The sequence below is a fragment of the Bradyrhizobium sp. LMG 9283 genome, from assembly GCF_045571415.1.
Lineage (GTDB): Bacteria > Pseudomonadota > Alphaproteobacteria > Rhizobiales > Xanthobacteraceae > Bradyrhizobium.
The window spans coordinates 6,060,764-6,081,476 of sequence record NZ_CP120691.1; the positions used below are offsets into that span (position 1 = coordinate 6,060,764).

The following is a 20,713-nucleotide window of genomic DNA, read 5'->3' on the forward strand; positions in this document are numbered from 1 at the left end:
ATACTCATTGCAGGAGCGGGGTCCGCAAGTCGAGGGTCAGCGGAAACTCATTTGTGCGTTCCTCGGGCGGCGGCTGCATCGGACCCGGGGTGTGGCCGTGGTCCTGGAAGCGCGCCAGCCGCCGCGCCTCGGCCTCATAGGTGTTGACCGGCTTGGTGTCGTAATTGCGTCCGCCGGGATGGGCAACGTGGTAGACGCAGCCGCCGAGCGAGCGGCCGTTCCAGGTGTCGATCAGGTCGAAGGTCAGGGGCGCGTGAACTGGAATGGTCGGGTGCAGGCCGGAGGCCGGCTGCCAAGCCTTGAAGCGGACGCCGGCCACCGCCTCTCCCGAGCGTCCGGTCGGGGTCATCGGCAGGCGACGGCCGTTGCAGGTGATGACGTGGCGGCCTTCGACGAAGCCTTCCGCCTTGACCTGGAGCCGCTCGACCGACGAGTCGACATAGCGCACGGTGCCGCCGGCCGAGCCCTCCTCGCCGAGCACGTGCCAGGGCTCCAGCGCCTGGCGCAGCTCCAGCGTCACGCCGCCATGATGGACCCGGCCGAAGGCTGGGAAGCGGAATTCGAGCTGGGCCAGATACCATTCCGGCTCGAACGGATAACCTGATTGCTTCAGCTCGCCGAGCACGTCGAGAAAATCTTCCCAGATGAAATGCGGCAGCATGAAGCGGTCGTGCAGCGCGGTGCCCCAGCGCACGAACTTGCCGGCCAGCGGCTCGCGCCAGAACTTTGCGATCAGGGCGCGGATCAGGAGCTGCTGCGCCAGCGACATGCGCGGATCCGGCGGCATTTCAAGCGCGCGGAATTCGACAAGGCCGAGCCGGCCGGTCGGCCCCTCCGGCGAATAGAGCTTGTCGATGCAGATCTCGGCACGGTGGGTGTTGCCGGTGATGTCGACGAGCAGATGGCGGAACAGCCGGTCCACCAGCCACAGCGGCGTCTGATAACCCGGCGGCGGCACGTGCGAGAGCGCGATCTCGAGCTCGTAGATGCTGTCGTGGCGGGCTTCGTCGATGCGCGGCGCCTGGCTGGTCGGGCCGATGAAGAGGCCGGAGAAGAAATAGGACAGCGACGGATGCCGCTGCCAGTATAGCACGAGGCTCTTCAGCAGATCAGGCCGGCGCAGGAACGGCGAGTCCTGTGGGCTCGAGCCGCCGACCACGACGTGATTGCCGCCGCCGGTGCCGGTGTGACGGCCGTCGACCAGGAAGCGATTGGCGCCGAGGCGGACTTTCGCCGCGTCCTCATAGAGGCCGGAGGTGATCTCGACCGCATCGCGCCAGCTCCTGGCCGGCTGGATGTTGATCTCGATGACACCAGGATCGGGCGTCACCTTGATCACCTCGATGCGCGGATCGAATGGCGGCGGGTAGCCCTCGACATGAACGGGAAGCTGCATCTCCTCGGCGGTGTCTTCGAGTGCCGAGACCAGCTCGAGATAATCCTCGATGCGCTCGACCGGCGGCATGAAGGCGCAGATCACGCCATCGCGAATCTCCACCGCCATCGCGGTGCGGACGGGAATCGTGGTGTTGAGATGTTCAGGCACGGTGCGCGGCGGAGACGGCGGGCGTGCGATGCGGGTGAACACCGGCAACTTGCCGCGCGGCTCCATTGGATCCTGCTCGACGATGTAGGGATACTGGTTCGGCGGGACGTAGCCGAGCGAGCCCATCGGCAGGCGCAGGCCGAGCGGAGAATCGCCCGGCGTCAGGAACAGATGATTGCGCCGGAGCGGCCAGCGCTCACTGCGCCAGCGCGGCGGCGCATTCCAGCGCTGGATCGGTAGCACGAAGCCGCGTGGCGTGGTCAGGCCCTGGTCGAACACCCGCGCCATGCGCGCCCGCGCCTCGGGATCGGACAATTTCGAGTCTGTTGGGTCGACATTGATCGGAAGGTCGGCCTCTTTCATCAGCCAATAGGCCGGGTCCTCATAGGCCGGCATGATGTAGCCGAGATCGAGCCCGAGCCGCGCGGCCGTGCCCTCCATGAAGGCCTCGGCGTCCCTGAGCTCGGGCCGCCGCGGGTTCGCGATCTTCGCGATGAGATCGGCGTTCTTCCAGATCGGGACGCCGTCCTTGCGCCAGTAGAGGCCGAAGGCCCAGCGCGGCAGGCTCTCGCCCGGATACCATTTGCCCTGGCCGTAATGCAAAAGGCCGCCGGGCGCGAAGCGCGTGCGCAGGCGGCGGATCAGATCGTCGCCAAGCGCGCGCTTGGTCGGGCCGACAGCTTCCGTATTCCACTCACCCGCCTCGAGATCGTCGACCGAGACGAAGGTCGGCTCGCCGCCCATGGTGAGCCGCACGTCTTGGGCTGCGAGATCGCCGTCGACCTGCTCGCCGAGATCGTTGAGCCGCGCCCAGGACTCGTCGGAGAACGGCTTTGTGATGCGCGGCGCCTCGCGGATGCGCTTGACGCTCATGTCGAAGGCGAACTCGACCTCGGCAAAGCCGGCGCCGCCGGAGATCGGCGCAGCCGAACGATAATGCGGCGTGGCGGCCACCGGGATATGCCCCTCGCCCGCGAGCATGCCGGAGGTCGCGTCGAATCCGATCCAGCCCGCGCCGGGCAGATAGACCTCGGCCCAGGCGTGCAGATCGGTAAAATCGTTCTCGACTTCGGGCGGTCCCTCGATCGGATCGATGTCGGGACGGATCTGGACCAGATAGCCGGAGACGAAGCGGGCGGCGAGACCGAGATGGCGCAAGGTCTGGATCAGCAGCCAGGCAGAGTCGCGGCACGATCCTGCGCAGGAGGCGAGCGTCTCCTCCGGCGTCTGCACGCCCGGCTCCATGCGGATGATGTAGCGGATCTTCTTCTGGAGCTCGCGATTGAGCTCGACCAGGAAGTTGACGGTATTCGGGGCTTCGTGCGGGATCGAGTCGAGAAATTTGGCGAACAGGCGATCGGGCTTGATGGTCTCGAGATAAGGCGCGAGCTCCGTCTTCAGGTCCTTCGGATAGTCAAACGGAAAACTGTCGGCATAGGGCTCGACGAAAAAGTCGAACGGGTTCACCACGGTCATCTGCGCGGTGAAGTCGACCTCGAATTTCAGCTCGGTGGTCTTCTCCGGAAAGACATAGCGTGCAAGCCAGTTGCCTTGCGGGTCCTGCTGCCAGTTCACGAAATGATTTGATGGCGTGACCTTGAGCGAATAGCTCAGGATCGGCGTCCGCGTGTGCGGCGCCGGCCGCAAGCGGATGGTCTGCGGACCAAGGTCGATCGGACGGTCGTATTTGTAATGCGTGACGTGGTGTAGCGCGACGTAGATCGACACGGTGTGCGGTGCTCCAGCAGCTTTTTTGAGCAGAACACCGCTGGTGACCACGATCAAGCATTAACAACGGGCAGAGCGTGCCTACGGCACGGGCGAATGGCGAGTAGCGAATGGTGCAGCGACGCCCCTATTCGCTACTCCCTATTCGGATTCCCTCGTCACATCGTCGCGCCTATCACCCATGGCGCGAACTCGGCGCCGCCGAAATCAAAACTCTCGCTCTTGGTCGGCTGGCCCGAGGCAGTCTTGAGTATGAGATCGAAGATGCGCTGGCCGCATTGCTCGACGCTCTCCCCGCCTTCGAGGATGGTGCCGCAATTGACGTCCATGTCCTCTTCCATGCGCTTGTACATGGGCGTGTTGGTGGCGAGCTTGATCGAGGGCGCCGGCTTGCATCCGAACACGCTGCCGCGGCCGGTGGTGAAGCAGACGAGGTTGGCACCGCCGGCGACCTGCCCCGTCGCAGCCACGGGATCGTAGCCGGGCGTATCCATGAACACGAAGCCCTTCTTGGTGACGGGCTCGGCGTAGCGCAGCACCTCGACGAGGTTGGTGGTGCCGGCCTTCGCCATCGCGCCGAGCGACTTTTCCAAAATGGTGGTGAGGCCGCCGGCCTTGTTGCCGGGGCTCGGATTGGCGTTCATCTCGGCGCCTTCGCGCGCGGTGTATTCGTCCCACCAGCGCATGAGATCGACGAGCTTCTCGCCGACCTCGCGGCTGACTGCGCGGCGCGTGAGCAGATGCTCGGCGCCGTAGGTCTCCGGCGTCTCCGACAGGATCACGGTGCCACCGTGACGCACGATGAGATCGCTGGCCGCACCCAGCGCGGGATTGGCGGACACGCCGGAATAGCCGTCCGAGCCGCCGCATTGCAGCGCCACGGTCAATTCGCTCGCCGGCACCGTTTCGCGCTTGACCTTGTTGGCGTCGGCGAGCGCCTCGCGCACGAAGGCGATGCCCGCTTCGACCGTCTTGCGCGTACCGCCGACCTCCTGGATGTCCATCGCACGCAGGCGGCCGGCGAGCTTCTGCTCTTCCATCAGGCCACCGATCTGGTTCACCTCGCAGCCAAGGCCGAGCACGATGACATGAGAGAAATTGACGTGCCGCGCGTAGCCGCCGAGCGTGCGGCGGAGCAGCGCCAGCGGCTCGTTCTGCGTCATGCCGCAGCCGGTCTTGTGGGTCAGCGCGACCACGCCGTCGACATTGGGGAAGTCGGCGAGCGGATTGTCGCCGGTGAACGGATTCTTCTTGAAGACGTCGGCAACGAGGCTCGCGACATGCGCGCTGCAATTCACCGAGGTGAGAATGCCGATATAGTTGCGCGTGGCGACGCGGCCGTCCGGGCGGCGGATACCTTCGAAGGTCGCCGGCAGGTCGAAATTCGGCGTCGGCTTGACATCGGCGCAATAGGCATAGTCCTTGGCGAAATCGCCCATGCCGCAGTTCTGGGTGTGCACGTGCTGGCCCGGCGCGATGGCCTGGGTGGCAAAACCGATGATCTGGCCGTAGCGCTTGACCGGCTCGCCCATTGCGATCGGCTTGATCGCGACCTTGTGGCCGGAGGGAATGCGATCGACCGTGGTCACGCCGTCTGCGACCACGGTTCCCGGCGGCAGGCTCGCGCGCGCGATCACCACGCCATCATCGGGATGCAGGCGGATGACGGGACTGATGGTCATGGGAGGTCTCCTTGGGTCTTTAAAGTATCGTGCCCCGGACGCTGCGCAGCGCGATGCGCTGCTGATCCGGGGCCCAGTGTTACGTCATGCGTGTCGCTTGCAACTGGGTCCCGGCTCTGCGGCGCAGCGCTACGCGCCGCACCGCGTCCGGGACACAGAGATCGCTCAGGCCTTCCCGCCCGATTCCTTGCGGGTCGCATTCACCTGCATCTTGGCATAGGTCGTCATCAGGCCGACCTCGTTCGACAGCGTCACCAGCTTGAAGCCCATGTTGATGGCGCGTGCCGCGCCTTCGGCGCCGCTGCAATGGATGCCGGGGTTGAGGCCGCGCTTGCCGCATTCCTTGATGATCTTCTCGTAGATCGCGAGGATCTCGGGCTCGGTGCGATCGAGCTTGGGCTCGAGGCCGTAGGAGAAGCCGAGATCGGACGGGCCGATATAGACGCCGTCGATGCCTTCGACGTCGAGGATCGCTTCCATGTTCTCGACCGCGGTCCTGGTCTCCATCATCGGCAGCAGCACGATCTCGTCGTTGGCCGTCTTCTGGTAGGAGCCGGCGGTGCCGTACATGCCGGCGCGGATCGGGCCGTTGGAGCGCACGCCCTTCGGCGGATATTTCGCATAGGAGACCAGGTTCCTGGCCTCCTGCGGCGTGTTGACCATCGGGCAGATCACGCCATAGGCGCCGCCATCGAGCACCTTGCCGATGATGCCGGGCTCGTTCCAGGGCACGCGGACCATCGGCGTGATCGGATGCTTGTCCATGGCCTGGAAGCACTGCACCATCGAGAGATAGTCCTGCACGCCATGCTGCATGTCGACGGTGACGCTGTCGAAGCCGCATTGCGCGATCATCTCGGCCGAGAAGCCGGAGGGAATCGCAAGCCACGCGTTGACGACGGCCTTGCCCGACTTCCAGATCTCTTTGACTTTGTTCGCCACGTTGCCTTTCCTTCCCTATTGCTCTCACTCGCCGCGGATCGCGCTGGGCCGCACTTTGAGCGAAAAAAAGCGTGAATGTCCATGGCTCTGGCCGCGCACGCACGCATATCTGGGTTCATCCCTCCGCGAGGGTATCATCCGCGCTTCCCAGCCCGGCAAGGCTGTGTTCGAGTTCGCCGAGCATCTCCTGCAATTCGGCGAGCTTGCGTGCGCCAAAGCGCCGCGTGATCTCGGCATAAATCGCTTCCGACGTCGGTGCCACCGAGGCCATCAGCTTCACGCCCTCCTTCGAGATCGACACCATGCTACGGCGCTGGTCCGCTTTGGCGATCTTGCGCTCGATCAGATTGCGGGCCTCGAGATCGCGCAGGATGCGCGACAAGCTCGGCCCGAGCAGAAAAGCGGTGCGCGCGAGTTCCGTGACCTCGGCGGCCTCCATGGAGGCGAGCGCGCGCAGGATGCGCCATTGCTGCTCGGTGAGGCCATGCTCGCGCAGCGAGGGACGGAACTGCCGCATCACCGCCTCGCGCGCCCTGAGCAGCGACATCGGCAGCGAGCGCGAGAAGTCGCGCATCGGGACCTGGCGGGCGGCAGGCGCGCTTCCATTGGCGGGGTCAGCCGGTCTCTTGCTCATGACGCTCTTTCAGACCGCAAAACGTTTGCAGTGCAGCAAGCTCAGATTCTGTTTGACGCATTCACTTAACATGTTAAGTATCTCCGGACACCACGATTTGTATGATGACGAATGGCGCTTTCCAACGACGATATCCAGGCTTGCGCGAGGCGTCTGCACCAGGCGGAGAAGACCCGCACGCAGATTCGCCAGCTCTCGCAGGATTTCCCTGACATCACCATCGCTGATGCCTACGCGATTCAGAAGGCCTGGGTCGACGTCAAGATCGCGGAGGGGCGCCTCGTCAAGGGCCACAAGATCGGCCTGACCTCCAAGGCGATGCAGAGCGCGCTCAATATCGACGAGCCGGATTCCGGCGTGCTGCTCGACGACATGTTCTTCGCCGATGGCGGGATCATCCCGACCGAGCGCTTCATCGCGACGCGGGTCGAGGCCGAACTCGCCTTCGTCATGAGCAAGCGGCTCGCAGGGCCCAATTGCACGATGTTCGACGTGCTCAACGCCACCGAATTCGTCGTGCCGGCGCTGGAGATTCTGGACACAAGGATCGAGCGCGTCGATCCCAAGACGAAAGCGACGCGAAAAATCTTCGACACCATCGCCGACAATGCGGCGAATGCCGGTATCGTGCTCGGCGGCCGGCCGATCCGTCCGCTCGACGCCGATTTGCGCTGGATCGGGGCGCTCTGCTTCAAGAACGGCCAGCTGGAAGAAACCGGCCTTGCCGCCGGCGTGCTCAATCATCCCGCAACCGCCGTGGCGTGGCTTGCGAACAAGATCGCGCCGCTCGGCCTTGCGCTGGAGCCCGGTCAGGTCGTGCTCGCCGGCTCCTTCATCCGTCCGATCGAAACCCGCAAGGGCGACACAATTCGAGCCGACTATGGCGCCTACGGCTCGGTGAGCTGCTACTTCACCTGAAGAAGAACAAGACAGGGAGTGAAACCGCGATGCCGCATTTCACGATCGAATATTCGGCCAATCTCGATGGCCGTCTCGACATCGCCGCGGTGTGCGAGGTGGTGCGCAAGGCGGCGGTCGAGACCGGCATCTTCCCGCTCGGCGGCATCCGCGTTCGCGCTATCCGCTGCGAGCATTATGCGATTGCGGACGCGCGGCAGGATTACGGCTTTCTCGATATGGTGTTGCGCATCGGCGAAGGCCGCGATCTTCCCACGCGTCAGAAAGCCGGCGAGCACATCTTCCAGGCACTCTCAAGGCATCTCGATCCCGTCTTCGCCGCCAGCAAGTTCGCTTTGTCCTTCGACATGCAGATCAACGACAAGGACACCAGCTGGAAGCGCAACAATATCCACGACGCCCTGAAAGTGGAGGCTGCCCATGGATAAGCCCACCCCGAAAGCCGATGTGTTCCAGGCCAACCGCGACCGCGTCGCGCCGCTGCTGAAGAAACTGCGCGCGGACGGCATTGGCCATTTGATCGACGGCAAGACCGTCGCCTCGATTTCGGGCGAGACGTTCGAGACCAAGTCGCCGGTCGATGGTGCGGTGCTCGCAAGCGTCGCACGCGGCAATGCCGAGGATGTCGATCGGGTGGCAACGGCCGCGGCGATCGCCTTCAAGTCCTGGCGCGACATGGGGCCAGCGATGCGGCGCAAGCTGCTGCATCGGGTGGCTGATGCGATCGAGGACAATGCCGAGGACATCGCAGTGCTCGAATGCATCGACACCGGGCAGGCCTATCGCTTCATGGCCAAGGCCGCGATCCGCGCCGCCGAGAATTTCCGCTTCTTTGCCGACAAATGCGCCGAAGCGCGCGACGGTCTCAACACGCCGAGCGACGAGCACTGGAATATCTCGACCCGCGTGCCGATCGGCCCCGTCGGCGTGATCACGCCCTGGAACACGCCGTTCATGCTCTCGACCTGGAAGATCGCCCCTGCGCTCGCCGCCGGCTGCACCGTCGTTCACAAGCCGGCCGAGTGGTCGCCGGTGACGGCCTCCGTTCTGGGAAGGCTCGTCAAGGAAGCCGGCGTTCCCGACGGCGTGCTCAACACCGTCCACGGCTTTGGCGAAGAGGCGGGCAAGGCTTTGACCGAGCATCCCGCCATCAAGGCGATCGGCTTCGTCGGCGAGAGCGCGACGGGCTCGGCGATCATGGTTCAGGGAGCGCCAACCTTGAAGCGCGTGCATTTCGAGCTCGGCGGCAAGAACCCCGTGATCGTGTTTGACGACGCCGATCTCGACCGCGCGCTCGATGCCGTCGTGTTCATGATCTACTCGCTCAACGGCGAGCGCTGCACCTCTTCCAGCCGCCTGCTGATCCAGCAGAGCATCGCCGAGACATTCGTGGAGAAGCTGACCGCGCGCGTAAAGGCGCTCAGGATCGGCCATCCCCTCGATCCTGCCACCGAGATCGGGCCGCTGATCCACGAGCGGCATCTCGCCAAGGTCTGCTCCTATTTCGACGTCGCGCGCCAGGACGGCGCCACCATCGCGGTGGGCGGCAAGGCCTATGACGGTCCGGGCGGCGGACATTATGTCGAGCCGACGCTGGTGACCGGCGCGCACGGCAAGATGCGCGTGGCGCAGGAGGAGGTGTTCGGCCCGTTCCTGACCGTGCTGCCCTTCAGGGACGAAAAGGACGCGGTCGAGATCGCCAACGACATTCGCTATGGTCTCACCGGCTATGTCTGGACCAACGACGTCGGCCGCGCGCTGCGCGTTGCCGATGCGCTGGAGGCCGGCATGATCTGGCTGAACTCGGAGAACGTCCGCCATCTGCCGACGCCATTCGGCGGCATGAAGGCGTCAGGCATCGGCCGCGACGGCGGCGACTACTCGTTCGACTTCTACATGGAAACCAAGCACGTCTCGCTGGCGCGGGGCACGCACAAGATTCAGAGACTGGGAATTTAGCACCGCCGTCGTTCCGGCGCGATGCGAAGCATCGAACTATGGTGCGCAATTGCGCACCTGAGAACCTCGAGATTCCGAGTTCGGTCCTAGCGGTCCGCCCCGGAATGACGGGGCCTAACGAGGGGAAACGCAACATGCCCGTACCGCAACACGTCTTCGAGCCGCCGTTCAACATCATCCGCTCCAGCCACGTCGTGCTCGACGTCACCGATTTGAAGCTGAGCCGGGAGTTCTACGAGGCCACCGTCGGGCTGCATGTCGAGGACGCCGACGATAAGGTCGTGTACTTGCGCGCGGCCGAGGAGCACCAGCATCACTCGCTGGTGCTGCGCAAGGCAGCGGCGCCCGCCTGCGCCCGGCTCGGCTTCAAGGTCGGCAATGACGGAGATCTCGACAAGGCCGCCGCTTTCGTCTCGGAGCACGGCCTCGCCTACGCCTTCGCTGACCAGCCGTTCCAAGGCCGCACGCTGCAATTCACCGATCCCTTCGGTTTCCAGATCGAGCTCTATTCGGCGATGGAGCGACGACCGCATTTGCTCCGCCGCTACGATCTCTATCGCGGCTGCCACCCGCAGCGGCTCGATCATTTCAACGTCTTCGCCGCCGAGGTGCAGGACACCGTCGATTTCTATGCGCGGCTCGGCTTTCGTCTCACCGAATATGCCGAGGAGGACGGGCCGAACGGGCGCATCGCCGCGGCCTGGATGCATCGCAAGGGCAATGTCCACGATTTTGCGATTACCAACGGCAAGGGCCCACGGCTGCATCACTTCGCCTACTGGACGCCGACGGCGATGAACATCATCCATCTCTGCGACGTCATGGCTTCGCAAGGTTTTGTGAAGAACATCGAGCGCGGGCCGGGACGCCATGGCATCTCGAATGCGTTCTTCCTCTATGTGCGCGATCCCGACGGACACCGCCTCGAGCTCTACACCAGCGACTATTTCACCGGCGATCACGACCACGAGCCGCTGCGCTGGTCGCTGCGCGATCCGCGCCGCCAGACGCTGTGGGGCGCACCGGCCCCGCGCTCATGGTTCGAGCAGGGCTCGCCCTTTACGGGCCAGGCTGTGCGCGAGCCGAAATTCGTGGCCGATGTGCTGGTGGCGGATTGATGACACTCCCCCGCCTCGCCACCTATTCCGTCAAGGGTGCAACCCGCTATGGCGCCGTCGTGGACGGCGGCATCGTCGACCTTTCGGCGCGCCATGCCCGCGATTATCCGACACTGCGCGAGGTGATCGCGGCAGGCAGGCTCGCAAGCCTTGCGGAGGAAGCCGCAGGCCGCGCGCCCGATCACGCGCTCGGCGAGATCACCTGGCTGCCGCCGGTGCCCGCGCCGGAGAAGATCATCTGCATCGGCGTCAACTATCCCGACCGTAACGCCGAGTACAGGGATGGCCAGGAGGCGCCGAAATATCCGAGCATGTTCATGCGGAGCCCACGCTCCTTTGTCGGCCATGACACGCCGCTGGTGCGCCCGCGCGCCTCACACCAGCTCGACTATGAGGGCGAGATCGTGCTGGTGATCGGCAAGCAGGGCCGGCACATTCCGGAAGGCGCCGCGCTCGACCACATCGCCGCGCTGACGCTGTGCAACGAAGGCTCGGTGCGTGACTGGCTGCGCCACGCCAAGTTCAACGTCACCCAGGGCAAGAACTTCGACTCCAGCGGCAGCCTCGGCCCGTGGCTCGTGCCCTACACATCGGAATCGCAGATTGCGGACATTCGTCTCACCACGCATGTCAACGGTGAGCTCAGGCAGGACGATCGCACCAGCCGGCTGATGTTTCCGTTCCGCTACCTCATCAGCTATATCTCGATCTTCGCAACGCTCGTCCCCGGCGACGTCATCGTCACGGGCACACCGACCGGCGCGGGTGCGTGGTTCGATCCGCCGCGATACCTCAAGCCGGGCGATGTTATCGAGGTCGCGGCCGAGGGCATCGGACACTTGCGCAACGGCGTCGTCGACGAAGCCTGACCAGCAACCAAAGTGGAATAGTGCAATGACCACCCTCACCGGCGGCGAAGCGATCGTAAGCGGGCTTGTCGCCCACGGCGTCGACACTGTGTTCGGCCTGCCGGGCGCGCAGATCTACGGCCTGTTCGACGCGTTCCATCAGGCCCAGCTCAAGGTGATCGGCGCGCGGCATGAGCAGGCCTGCGGCTACATGGCATTCGGCTATGCGCGCTCGAGCGGCCGACCCGGCGTGTTCAGCGTGGTGCCCGGTCCCGGCGTGCTCAACGCCAGCGCCGCTCTGCTCACCGCGTTCGGCTGCAACGAGCCGGTGCTGTGCGTCACCGGCCAGGTACCGACGCAGTTTCTCGGCAAGGGCCGCGGTCATCTGCACGAGATGCCGGATCAGCTCGCGACCTTGCGCAGCTATGTGAAATGGGCCGAGCGGATCGAGACGCCCGGCAACGCGCCGACCACGGTGGCCCGGGCCTTTCAGGAGATGACATCCGGCCGGCGGGGTCCCGCCTCGGTCGAAATGCCTTGGGATATTTTTACCCAGCGTGCTGACACGGCCGCGGCAAAGGTACTGGAGCCGCTGCCCGCGCCATTGCCAGATCCTGATCTGGTCAAGCAGGCCGCCGCGCTGATCAAGGCGAGCAAGGCGCCGATGATCTTCGTCGGCAGCGGTGCGATCGAAGCTGGCGAGGAGATCCTCGAACTCGCCGAGATGATCGACGCGCCCGTGGTCGCCTTCCGCAGCGGCCGCGGCATCGTCTCCAACGCGCACGAGCTCGGGCTCACCATGGCAGCCGCCTACAAGCTGTGGCCGAACACCGATCTGATGATCGGCATCGGCACGCGGCTGGAGCTGCCGACCATGTCGCGCTGGCCGTATCGCCCGGACGGGCTGAAGAGCATCCGCATCGATATCGATCCCGTCGAGATGCGGCGGTTCGCTTCCGACACCGCGATCGTCGCCGATGCCAAGGCCGCGACCAGCGATCTCTCCGCCGCCGTGCGCAAGGTGGGCTACAGCAAGACCGCCGGTCGCCGCGGCGCGATCCGCGAAGCGACCGCGGCCGCGCAAGCCGAGATCCAGCGTATCCAGCCGCAGATGGCGTATCTCAACATCCTGCGCGAGGTGCTGCCGGCCAATGCGATCGTCACCGATGAATTGTCGCAGGTTGGCTTCGCTTCCTGGTACGGCTTTCCGATCTACCAGCCGCGCACCTTCATCACGTCAGGCTATCAGGGCACGCTCGGCTCGGGCTTCCCGACCGCGCTTGGCGCCAAGGTCGCGAACCCGGACAAGCCGGTGGTCGCCATCACCGGCGACGGCGGCTTCATGTTCGGCGTGCAGGAGCTCGCCACCGCCGTGCAGTTCAATATCGGCGTGGTGACGCTGGTGTTCAACAACAACGCCTATGGCAATGTCCGCCGCGACCAGCGCGAGCGCTTCGACGGCCGCGTGGTGGCCTCCGACCTGGTCAATCCAGATTTCGTCAAGCTGGCGGAGTCCTTCGGGGTCGCCGCTGCACGCGTCACCGCGCCTGACCAGTTCAAGGCTGTGCTGGAGAAGGCACTGGCCCATGGCGGGCCGCATCTGATCTCGGTGGAAGTGACCAGGGATTCGGAAGTTAGCCCCTGGGCGTTCATTCACCCGCCGAAGCCCTGATGTCGTTCTGGGGCGGCTCGCAGAGCCGAACCCGGAATCTCGAGGTTCTCAGGTGCGCAATTGCGCACCATAGTTCGATGCTTCGCATCGCCCCGGAACGACTGATCTCAACGTCAGCGCGTCCTGCGAAACGTCAGATTGATCCGTTTCCTTCCCAGCAGCGCATGCTCGCCTTCCGCGAGCGGCGCGACGCCGTGATAGGCGAGCCTGCTGGCCCCACCCCAGACCACCACATCGCCATGGAGGAGCCGGAATCGGCGCGGCTTGTCGCTGCGCGCCATTCCGCCGAACAGGAAAGTCGCGGGCAGGCCGAGCGAGACCGAGACGATCGGCGCGGAATAATCCAGCTCGTCCTTGTCCTGATGCAGCGACAGTCGCGTGCCAGGCTCGTAGCGATTGACGAGACACGCATCGGGCGCAAAGCCGGCAAAACCACCCTGCTCCGCGGCGCGGCGGGCGAGATCGCAAAACACCGGCGGCATCGCCGGCCAAGGCGCGCCGGTGCGCGGATCGATGGGATCATAGCGATAGCCGGTATGATCGGTGATCCAGCCGCGCTCGCCGCAATTGGTCATGGCCACGGACATCTGATAGCCGCCGGGCGTGGTCATCCGTCGGAACGGCGATTGCGCGGCGATGGCGCGCACCGCTTCGATCAGCTCGCTCTCGATCGGCTTGACGAATCCGCGCAGCAGCACGGCGCCGTCGGCGATCTCCTCGCGCGACGGCTGTGCTTCGGCAACGCTGTCGAACAGATCACCCGTCAAACGCAGCGCTCATTTGGCATCATGGAAGATCACACCCAGCGTATGGCGCTGGCCAGAGCGAATCCGGCTGACGCCATGGCGGAGATTAACGCGGTAGGTGCCGCGTGTCCCCTGCACCGGGCGGTGGTGCACGGCAAAGGCAACGGCGTCGCCCTGCGCCAGCGGCACGACCTCGGCACGCGACTGCATGCGTGGGCGCTGCTCGGTCAGCACGAACTCGCCACCGGTGAAATCGCGTCCGGGCTCGGAGAGCAGGATCGCGACCTGGAGCGGGAACACGTGCTCGCCATAGAGGTCCTGGTGCAGGCAGTTGTAGTCGCCAGCCTCGTATTGCAGCAGCAGCGGCGTCGGCCGCACCTGTCCGGCCTCGTGGCAGCGCTTCAGGAATGCCGCATGCTCTGTGGGATAGCGGATGTCGATCCCCATTGCCTCGTTCCAGCGATTGGCGACGGATTGGAGATGCGCATAGAGCGCCGGGCGCAATTTTCCGATCAGATCGGGCAGCGGATAGGAGAAGTACTTGTATTCGCCGCGGCCAAAGCCGTGACGGCCCATGACGATACGGCTGCGGAAGTGCGTGTCATCCGGATAGAGCGCGGCCATGCCGCTGCATTGGTCCGGCGTCAGCAGGTTCTTCAGGACGGCGCAGCCCTGGGCGTCGAGCTCGGCGGTGATTTGAGGCCAGTCGAGGCCGTCGACGTGGGCGGCAAGATCGTCGGAGGGGTAAGCTGATTTTCGTGCGGTCATTGTCATGGCAATCACCTATGCAGCCCGGCCCTCACCCCGCCACCCGATTTCCGATGACTATCTCCGCGTCATTGCGAGGAGCCCTTGGGACGAAGCAAATCCAGAATCCCTCCGCGGAACCAGTCTGGATTGCTTCGCTTCGCTCGCAATGACGGTGGGGAGAGAGCTTAGCCCCTCACCGGCAACGTCACCACGTCGTAGCCGTGCTTGATCGTGCGCTTCAGCACGGGATCTTCAAGTTCGAAATCGAAGCGGTCGGCAGGACGGATGCCGCCTTTGGCGGCGAAGGTGCCGCCGAACATGGCGCAGCCATCGGGCAGCTTCCCACCCTCAAAGCCGCGCGCGATGAGGTGGGCGACCGGGAGCATCGCATCCAGCGTGCCCTCCTGGTAGAGCACGCGCTCGCCCTTGATGGTGGCGTAGGAGCGCAGGATCATCTTGTCCCAATGGCCGACGACGTCCTCGAGCTCCCACAGCGTCGAGGCGATCGGCTTGTCGCACATCTGCTTGGAGACCGTGACGTTATAGGCCTCGACCTTGCGGTCGGTGTGGTCGGAGCCGCAGCCGACGAAGATGCGGCCCTGCCAGCCGATCAGCACGAACTCGACCTCGCCGCTGGAGTCGCCACCGGTGCATTCGATGCGGTCTTCCTGGGTCAGCCGGCGCGCCGAGGCGCGGTAGTAGATCGGCGTCGAAGCCGGCGGGGCGATGCCCATCTCTTGCAGCTCGGCGATGTGCTTGTCGCGCGCGACGGGGTCGCGGCCGGTCCAGCCTGCGATGACCATCTGGTCGATCGCGAGCGTCAGCGGCGTGGTGGTGTCCTGGGCGACGACGGTGAAAGTGAGATCAAACACGAATGACGGCCTCCATGCCGGCAGCAAGCTCAAAGATACGGCGGTCCGAGCCGCCCGCGCCCGCCAGCATCAGGCCGACCGGGACGTCGCCCGCGCGATGACAGGGCAGCGAGATGGCGCAGCCGTCGATCATGTTGATCAGGGTGCAATTGCGCAGCGCACGCAGGTTCTGAGTGGTGAAGGCCTTGTCGTCGGCGAGATCGGAAATCTTCGGCGGCGTGTTGGCGGCGGTCGGCAGCACCAGGGCGTCGTAGGGCGCGATGCGCGCATTGACGCGCGCGATCAGCGAGCGGCGCTCGTTGAGGAGATCGATGTAGTCGGCCGCGCTCTGCGCCTCGCCGCGCATGATGCGCACCGACACGCGGGGATCGTAGACGTCGCCCTTGGACGTGATGAGATAGCGGTGCCAGGCGTAGCTCTCGGAGGCAGCGAAGCCGCCCTTGGCGTTCATCGGGCCGATGTCGTGGAATTCGGACATCTCGATGCGCTCGATGATGGCGCCATGGTCGGCGAGCGTCTTCAGCGCGCGCTCAAAGGTCTCGGAGACCTCCGCATCGAGACCGTCGAGCGCGATCGTGGTGGGCACCGCCAGCCGCATGCCCTTTACGGGCCGCGGCTTCAGCGCGACGATGGGCTCGTTCGCGAGCACGGCATCGAGTATGGCACAGCAGCTGACCGATCGCGCCAGCGGCCCGATGCTGTCGAGCGAGAACGACAGCGGCACGGAGCCATCGAGCGGCACGCGGCGCTGCGTCGGCTTGTAGCCGACGATGCCGTTGAAAGCCGCCGGAATGCGGCAGGAGCCGCCGGTGTCGGTGCCGAGCGCGCCGTGCGCCATGCCGTCGAGCACGGAGACCGCGGCGCCCGAGGACGAGCCGCCGGGCACGTGACCCTCGGCCCGGTTCCAGGCGCCTTTCGGCGTGCCGTAATGCGGATTGATGCCGATGCCCGAATAAGCGAACTCGGTCATGTTGGTGCGGCCGATCAACACGAAACCGGCCTTGCGCAGCCGCGCTACCGTGGCGGCGTCCTGCTCGGCCGCCGGGGAATCGTCGAGCGCGCGGGAGCCGGCGCGCGTCACCTGGCCCTTGATGTCGAAGAGGTCTTTGATCGAGATCGGGATGCCGGCATAGCGCGACGGCGCCGCCTTCACCTTGCGCAGGGCGTCCATGGCATCGGCGGTGGTCAGCGCCGCGTCCTTATCGACATAGATGAAGGTGCGCCGGCCCTCACCGGCGGGGTCGGCGATTTTGGCGAGGCATGCCTCGACCAGCTTGCGGGCGGTGGTGCGGCCGCTTTCGAGGTCCTCGGCGAGCTTCGCCAGTGTCGGAAAATCGGGCATGTCTGTCTCGCGGAATATTGCGCGCGCAATCTATAGCGCTGCCTCGGTTCGACACAAGCATTGTGCGCATGATGGCATGCATGCGCATTGCTGGACCGTTGACGCACGATGGTCGATTGTCGCATCAAGATCGAAACAGGCGGGCGTGAAGCCTGCCCTTGGGAGGGCGTTCCGAGATGGCCGAACCGCAGCGCGCGCGACCGAAACCGACGCCGGAGACCCAGCATTTCTGGGACGGCACCAAGGTAGGCGAACTGCGCCTGCAGCGCTGCGATGCCTGCGCGCATGTCTACTTCCCGCCGCGCCCGTTCTGCCCCTCCTGTGCCTCGCGCAAGGTCAGCACCTTCAAGGCGAGCGGCAAGGGTTTCCTCTACAGCTACGTGATCAACCATCGCCCCGCCGCGCCCGGCTTCACGCCGCCTTACGCGATCGCGGTGGTCGAACTCGACGAGGGGCCGCGGATGATGAGCAACATCATCGACTGCCCGCAGACGCCGGAGGCGCTCGAGCTCGACATGAAGCTCGAGGTCGCTTTCGAGGCATTCGACGACAAAATCACCCTTCCCGTGTTTCGTCCGGCGAAAGGGTAAGTCATGCGCAGGAACCAGGTTGCCGTCGTCGGCGCGGCCGAGACCACCGAGCTCGGTGTCATCCCCAACGCCTCGCAGCTCCAGCTCCATGCGGATGCGGCGCTCAATGCCATTGCCGACGCCGGGCTGAAGCTGTCCGACATCGACGGCTTTGCCACCGCGGTCGAAACGCCGCAGCAAGTGTGCCACTATCTCGGCATCAAGCCGACCTGGGTGGACGGCACCTCGGTCGGCGGCTGCTCGTTCATGCTGCATGTCCGCCATGCGGCGGCGGCGATCGAGGCGGGCCTGTGCAAGACGGTGCTGATCACCCACGCCGAGAGCGGCAAGTCGATGATCGGCAAGCTGCCGCGCTCGATCCCGGCCGACAGCCTTCAGGGCCAGTTCGAAGCGCCCTATGGCGTCCACGGCCCGCCCAGCATGTTCCCGATCCCCGTGCTGCGCTTCATGAAGACCTACGGCATCACGCATGAGCAGCTTGCTTCGGTGGCGGTGGTGCAGCGCGAATGGGCGGCGAAGAACCCGCGCGCGATGATGAAGGAGCCGATCACCGTCGCCGACGTGCTCAACTCGCGCATGATCGCCTATCCGTTCCGGCTGCTGCAATGCTGCCTCGTCACCGACGGCGGCGGCGCGCTGATCCTGACCTCGGCCGATCGCGCCAGTGATTTTCCGCGCAAGCCCGTCTACATCATGGGCACCGGCGAGAGCGTGGAGACGCCGATGGTCAGCCAGATGGAAACGTTCAACTCCTCGCGCGCGTTCAAGGTCGCAGGCCCTTTGGCATTCAAGGAGGCGGGCATCGCGCACAAGGACGTCGATCATCTCATGATCTACGACGCGTTTGCGCATCTGCCGCTGTTCGGCCTCGGCGACCTCGGCTTCCTGCCGTATGAGGAGACCGGCAAGTTTATCGCGGACGGCAACACGCGGCCGGGCGGAAAACTGCCGCTCAACACCAATGGTGGCGGCCTCTCCTACATGCATTCGGGCATGTACGGCATGTATGCGCTCCAGGAGAGCGTGCGCCAGATGCGCGGTATCGCACCGGCGCAGGTGCCGAACGCGAAGATTTCGGTGTGCCACGGTGTCGGCGGCATGTTCGCGGCAAGTGGCACGATCGTGTTTACGAACGAGAGGTAATTCACATGAGCAAATCACTGCAAGATAAGGTCATCATCGTCACCGGCGCAGGCCGCGGCATCGGGCGCGAGATCGCGCTGCTGTGCGCGGCCGAGGGCGCCAAGGTCGTCGTCAACGATCCCGGCGGGGCTGCCGACGGGGCCGGGACGAACGCCGCGCCGGCGGAGGAAGTGGTCGAGGAGATCAAGAAGCGCGGCGGCACTGCCGTCGCCAATTTCGAAAGCGTCGCGGAAGCGATCCCGGCGAGCAAGATCGTGAAGACCGCAACCGATCATTTCGGCCGGCTCGACGGCGTCGTCAACAACGCCGGCATTTTGCGCGACATGATCTTCCACAAGATGAGCGTGGAGGCGTTCGAGGCCGTCATCAAGGTGCATTTGATGGGCTCGTTCTACGTCAGCCACGCCGCGGCGCGGATCTTCCGCGAGCAGGAGTCGGGCTCCTTCGTGCATTTCACCTCGACCTCGGGCTTGATCGGCAATTTTGGACAAGCCAACTACGCCGCCGCCAAGCTCGGCATCGTGGGGCTCTCCAAATCGATCGCCCTCGACATGGGCCGCTTCAACGTCCGTTCCAACTGCGTCTCGCCGTTCGCCTGGACCCGCATGATCGGCACCATCCCGACCGAGACCGAGGCCGAGAAGGCGCGCGTCGAGAAGATCAAGCAGATGGGACCGGAAAAGATCGCACCGCTCTGCGGCTATCTGCTCGGCGATTCCGCCAAGGACGTCACCGGCCAGATCTTCGGTGTCCGCATGAACGAGATCTTCCTGTTCAGCCAGAACCGTCCGATCCGCTCGGTGCAGCGGAGCGAAGGCTGGACGCCGCAATCGATCGCGGAACACGGCATGCCGGCGCTGAAGGGCTCGTTCTACAAGCTCGACCGCTCCGCCGACATCTTCACCTGGGATCCGGTCTAACCGATCCCGGCATTTTGCTGCATTGCGAGCTCCGGTTGCCCAGCCGGAGATCGCCTGCTTTACGCCCGAATGCGGGCGGATGGTTTCCTCCCAACAAAAAATCAGGAGGCAACCATGACGAAACCACTGACCATTCCCGCAGGTACCAACGAACCCTCTCTCGCGCGCCGCACCCTGTTGAAGGGCGCGGCGGCCGCAGTCGCGGCGACGGGCGTCACCATGAACGGAGCCCTGGCGGCCTCCGTCGCCCCCCTGGGCCAGACCGGCGCGCCGACGAGATCGACGGAGCCGCTGCCCCTGGGACCACTGCCGGGCAGCCGCTATCCGGATTCTCACCTGGAATCCGCCAAGAAGGGGCCGCCGTCATTCGGCCCGTCCGGTTTTCCGGCCTTCGCCGGCACCATGGCCGTCGAGCGCGTCGCAACCGGCTTCCGCTGGGCCGAGGGGCCGGTCTACTTCGCGGCCGGGCGATACGTATTGTTCAGCGACATTCCGAACAACCGCATCATGCGCTTCTCCGAGGATGATGGTCACCTCAGCGTCTACCGCCAGCCCTCGATGAACTCGAACGGCAACACGATCGATCGCGAAGGACGCCTGATCACATGCGAGCATAGCGGCCGCCGCGTGACGCGGACCGAACTCGACGGCTCGATCACTATCATTGCGGACAAATTCAACGGCAAGCGACTGAACTCGCCGAACGACGCGGTCGTGACTGCGGACGGCGCGATCTGGTTCACCGACCCCGCCTACGGCATCGGCGGTTTCTACGAGGGGATCAAGGCCGAGCCCGAGCAAGACAAGAAGAACGTCTACCGGGTCGACCCGAAGTCCGGAGAGGTCAAAGTCGTCGTCGACGATTTTGTCGAGCCCAACGGGCTCGCCATCTCGCCCGACGAGAAGAAGCTCTATATCTGCGACACCGGATTCACCGACGGACCGGCCAACCCTTCGCATATCCGCGTCTTCGACCTCGACGTGGCGGCGGGCAAGGTCTCGAACAGCAAGGTGTTCGCTGACATGCCAAAACCGAGCATCACCGACGGTGTCCGCTGTGACACCGAGGGACGAGTCTGGTGTTCGGTGGGCTGGGGCGATCCGAACGAAGACGGTGTGCGCTGCTATACGTCGTCGGGCGAGTTGCTCGGCAAGATCCATATTCCGGAAACGGTTGCGAACTTGTGCTTCGGCGGCCAGCAGCGTAACAGGCTCTATATCTGCGGCTCGACATCGCTCTATGCCGTCTACACCAGCGTCCAGGGCGCGATGAAGCCGTAACTCGGGCCGTCGTCATTCCGGG

18 protein-coding genes are annotated in these 20,713 nt (G+C 64.9%); 10 read left to right on the plus strand and 8 right to left on the minus strand.

The window, feature by feature from the left end; genetic code table 11:
- Window positions 1-4: 4 nt before the first annotated feature.
- The 4 genes from P6U29_RS28605 to hpaR form a co-directional block, all read right to left on the minus strand.
- Window positions 5-3,274, minus strand: a complete 3,270-nt coding sequence (locus tag P6U29_RS28605; RefSeq protein ID WP_407113612.1) for a DUF2126 domain-containing protein — start codon at window positions 3,272-3,274, stop codon at window positions 5-7.
- 158 nt (window positions 3,275-3,432) lie between these two features.
- Window positions 3,433-4,956 carry a UxaA family hydrolase gene (locus P6U29_RS28610; RefSeq protein WP_407113613.1) on the minus strand — a complete coding sequence of 508 codons (1,524 nt, stop codon included), beginning with the start codon at window positions 4,954-4,956 and terminating at the stop codon, window positions 3,433-3,435.
- A gap of 165 nt (window positions 4,957-5,121) precedes the next feature.
- Complete coding sequence (locus P6U29_RS28615) at window positions 5,122-5,898, minus strand: HpcH/HpaI aldolase family protein (protein WP_407113615.1); 777 nt, start codon at window positions 5,896-5,898, stop codon at window positions 5,122-5,124.
- A 115-nt stretch (window positions 5,899-6,013) separates the two neighbouring features.
- Window positions 6,014-6,532 carry a homoprotocatechuate degradation operon regulator HpaR gene (gene hpaR / locus P6U29_RS28620; RefSeq protein ID WP_407113617.1) on the minus strand — a complete coding sequence of 173 codons (519 nt, stop codon included), beginning with the start codon at window positions 6,530-6,532 and terminating at the stop codon, window positions 6,014-6,016.
- A gap of 111 nt (window positions 6,533-6,643) precedes the next feature.
- On the opposite strand from hpaR, the gene hpaH reads away from it, so the two are divergent.
- From hpaH to P6U29_RS28650, 6 genes are all read left to right on the plus strand, one after another.
- Window positions 6,644-7,450: a 2-oxo-hept-4-ene-1,7-dioate hydratase gene (hpaH, locus tag P6U29_RS28625; RefSeq protein WP_407113619.1), complete on the plus strand. Its 807-nt coding sequence runs from the start codon at window positions 6,644-6,646 to the stop codon at window positions 7,448-7,450.
- A 29-nt stretch (window positions 7,451-7,479) separates the two neighbouring features.
- Window positions 7,480-7,878 (plus strand): 5-carboxymethyl-2-hydroxymuconate Delta-isomerase, encoded by a 399-nt coding sequence (locus P6U29_RS28630; RefSeq protein WP_407113621.1) that lies wholly within the window; start codon window positions 7,480-7,482, stop codon window positions 7,876-7,878.
- Window positions 7,871-9,409 carry a 5-carboxymethyl-2-hydroxymuconate semialdehyde dehydrogenase gene (gene hpaE, locus P6U29_RS28635; RefSeq protein WP_407113623.1) on the plus strand — a complete coding sequence of 513 codons (1,539 nt, stop codon included), beginning with the start codon at window positions 7,871-7,873 and terminating at the stop codon, window positions 9,407-9,409. Before P6U29_RS28630 ends, hpaE begins: the two co-directional genes overlap by 8 nt.
- Before the next feature lie 134 nt (window positions 9,410-9,543).
- On the plus strand, window positions 9,544-10,527 hold the full coding sequence (gene hpaD / locus P6U29_RS28640) for a 3,4-dihydroxyphenylacetate 2,3-dioxygenase (protein WP_407113626.1): 984 nt from the start codon (window positions 9,544-9,546) through the stop codon (window positions 10,525-10,527).
- Complete coding sequence (locus P6U29_RS28645) at window positions 10,527-11,396, plus strand: fumarylacetoacetate hydrolase family protein (protein WP_407113628.1); 870 nt, start codon at window positions 10,527-10,529, stop codon at window positions 11,394-11,396. Before hpaD ends, P6U29_RS28645 begins: the two co-directional genes overlap by 1 nt.
- A gap of 25 nt (window positions 11,397-11,421) precedes the next feature.
- Complete coding sequence (locus P6U29_RS28650; RefSeq protein ID WP_407113630.1) at window positions 11,422-13,047, plus strand: thiamine pyrophosphate-dependent enzyme; 1,626 nt, start codon at window positions 11,422-11,424, stop codon at window positions 13,045-13,047.
- 113 nt (window positions 13,048-13,160) lie between these two features.
- Here P6U29_RS28650 and alkB read toward each other — a convergent pair whose 3' ends face one another.
- The 4 genes from alkB to P6U29_RS28670 form a co-directional block, all read right to left on the minus strand.
- Window positions 13,161-13,814 carry a DNA oxidative demethylase AlkB gene (gene alkB / locus P6U29_RS28655; protein WP_407113632.1) on the minus strand — a complete coding sequence of 218 codons (654 nt, stop codon included), beginning with the start codon at window positions 13,812-13,814 and terminating at the stop codon, window positions 13,161-13,163.
- Window positions 13,815-13,823: 9 nt separating this feature from the next.
- Window positions 13,824-14,567 carry a 2OG-Fe(II) oxygenase gene (locus P6U29_RS28660; RefSeq protein WP_407113634.1) on the minus strand — a complete coding sequence of 248 codons (744 nt, stop codon included), beginning with the start codon at window positions 14,565-14,567 and terminating at the stop codon, window positions 13,824-13,826.
- 161 nt (window positions 14,568-14,728) lie between these two features.
- Entirely contained in the window at window positions 14,729-15,415 is a 687-nt protein-coding gene (locus P6U29_RS28665; RefSeq protein ID WP_407113636.1) for a DUF2848 domain-containing protein, read from the minus strand.
- A complete protein-coding gene (locus P6U29_RS28670; RefSeq protein ID WP_407113638.1) occupies window positions 15,408-16,757 on the minus strand; it encodes an amidase in 1,350 nt (449 codons plus the stop codon). Before P6U29_RS28670 ends, P6U29_RS28665 begins: the two co-directional genes overlap by 8 nt.
- Window positions 16,758-16,933: 176 nt before the next feature.
- Between P6U29_RS28670 and P6U29_RS28675 the strand changes: the two genes are divergently transcribed.
- From P6U29_RS28675 to P6U29_RS28690, 4 genes are all read left to right on the plus strand, one after another.
- On the plus strand, window positions 16,934-17,347 hold the full coding sequence (locus tag P6U29_RS28675; RefSeq protein ID WP_407113640.1) for a Zn-ribbon domain-containing OB-fold protein: 414 nt from the start codon (window positions 16,934-16,936) through the stop codon (window positions 17,345-17,347).
- A gap of 3 nt (window positions 17,348-17,350) precedes the next feature.
- On the plus strand, window positions 17,351-18,490 hold the full coding sequence (locus tag P6U29_RS28680) for a thiolase C-terminal domain-containing protein (protein WP_407113642.1): 1,140 nt from the start codon (window positions 17,351-17,353) through the stop codon (window positions 18,488-18,490).
- 5 nt (window positions 18,491-18,495) lie between these two features.
- Window positions 18,496-19,410 carry an SDR family NAD(P)-dependent oxidoreductase gene (locus P6U29_RS28685; RefSeq protein WP_407113644.1) on the plus strand — a complete coding sequence of 305 codons (915 nt, stop codon included), beginning with the start codon at window positions 18,496-18,498 and terminating at the stop codon, window positions 19,408-19,410.
- 114 nt (window positions 19,411-19,524) lie between these two features.
- Window positions 19,525-20,691: an SMP-30/gluconolactonase/LRE family protein gene (locus P6U29_RS28690; protein ID WP_407113646.1), complete on the plus strand. Its 1,167-nt coding sequence runs from the start codon at window positions 19,525-19,527 to the stop codon at window positions 20,689-20,691.
- Window positions 20,692-20,713: the final 22 nt, after the last annotated feature.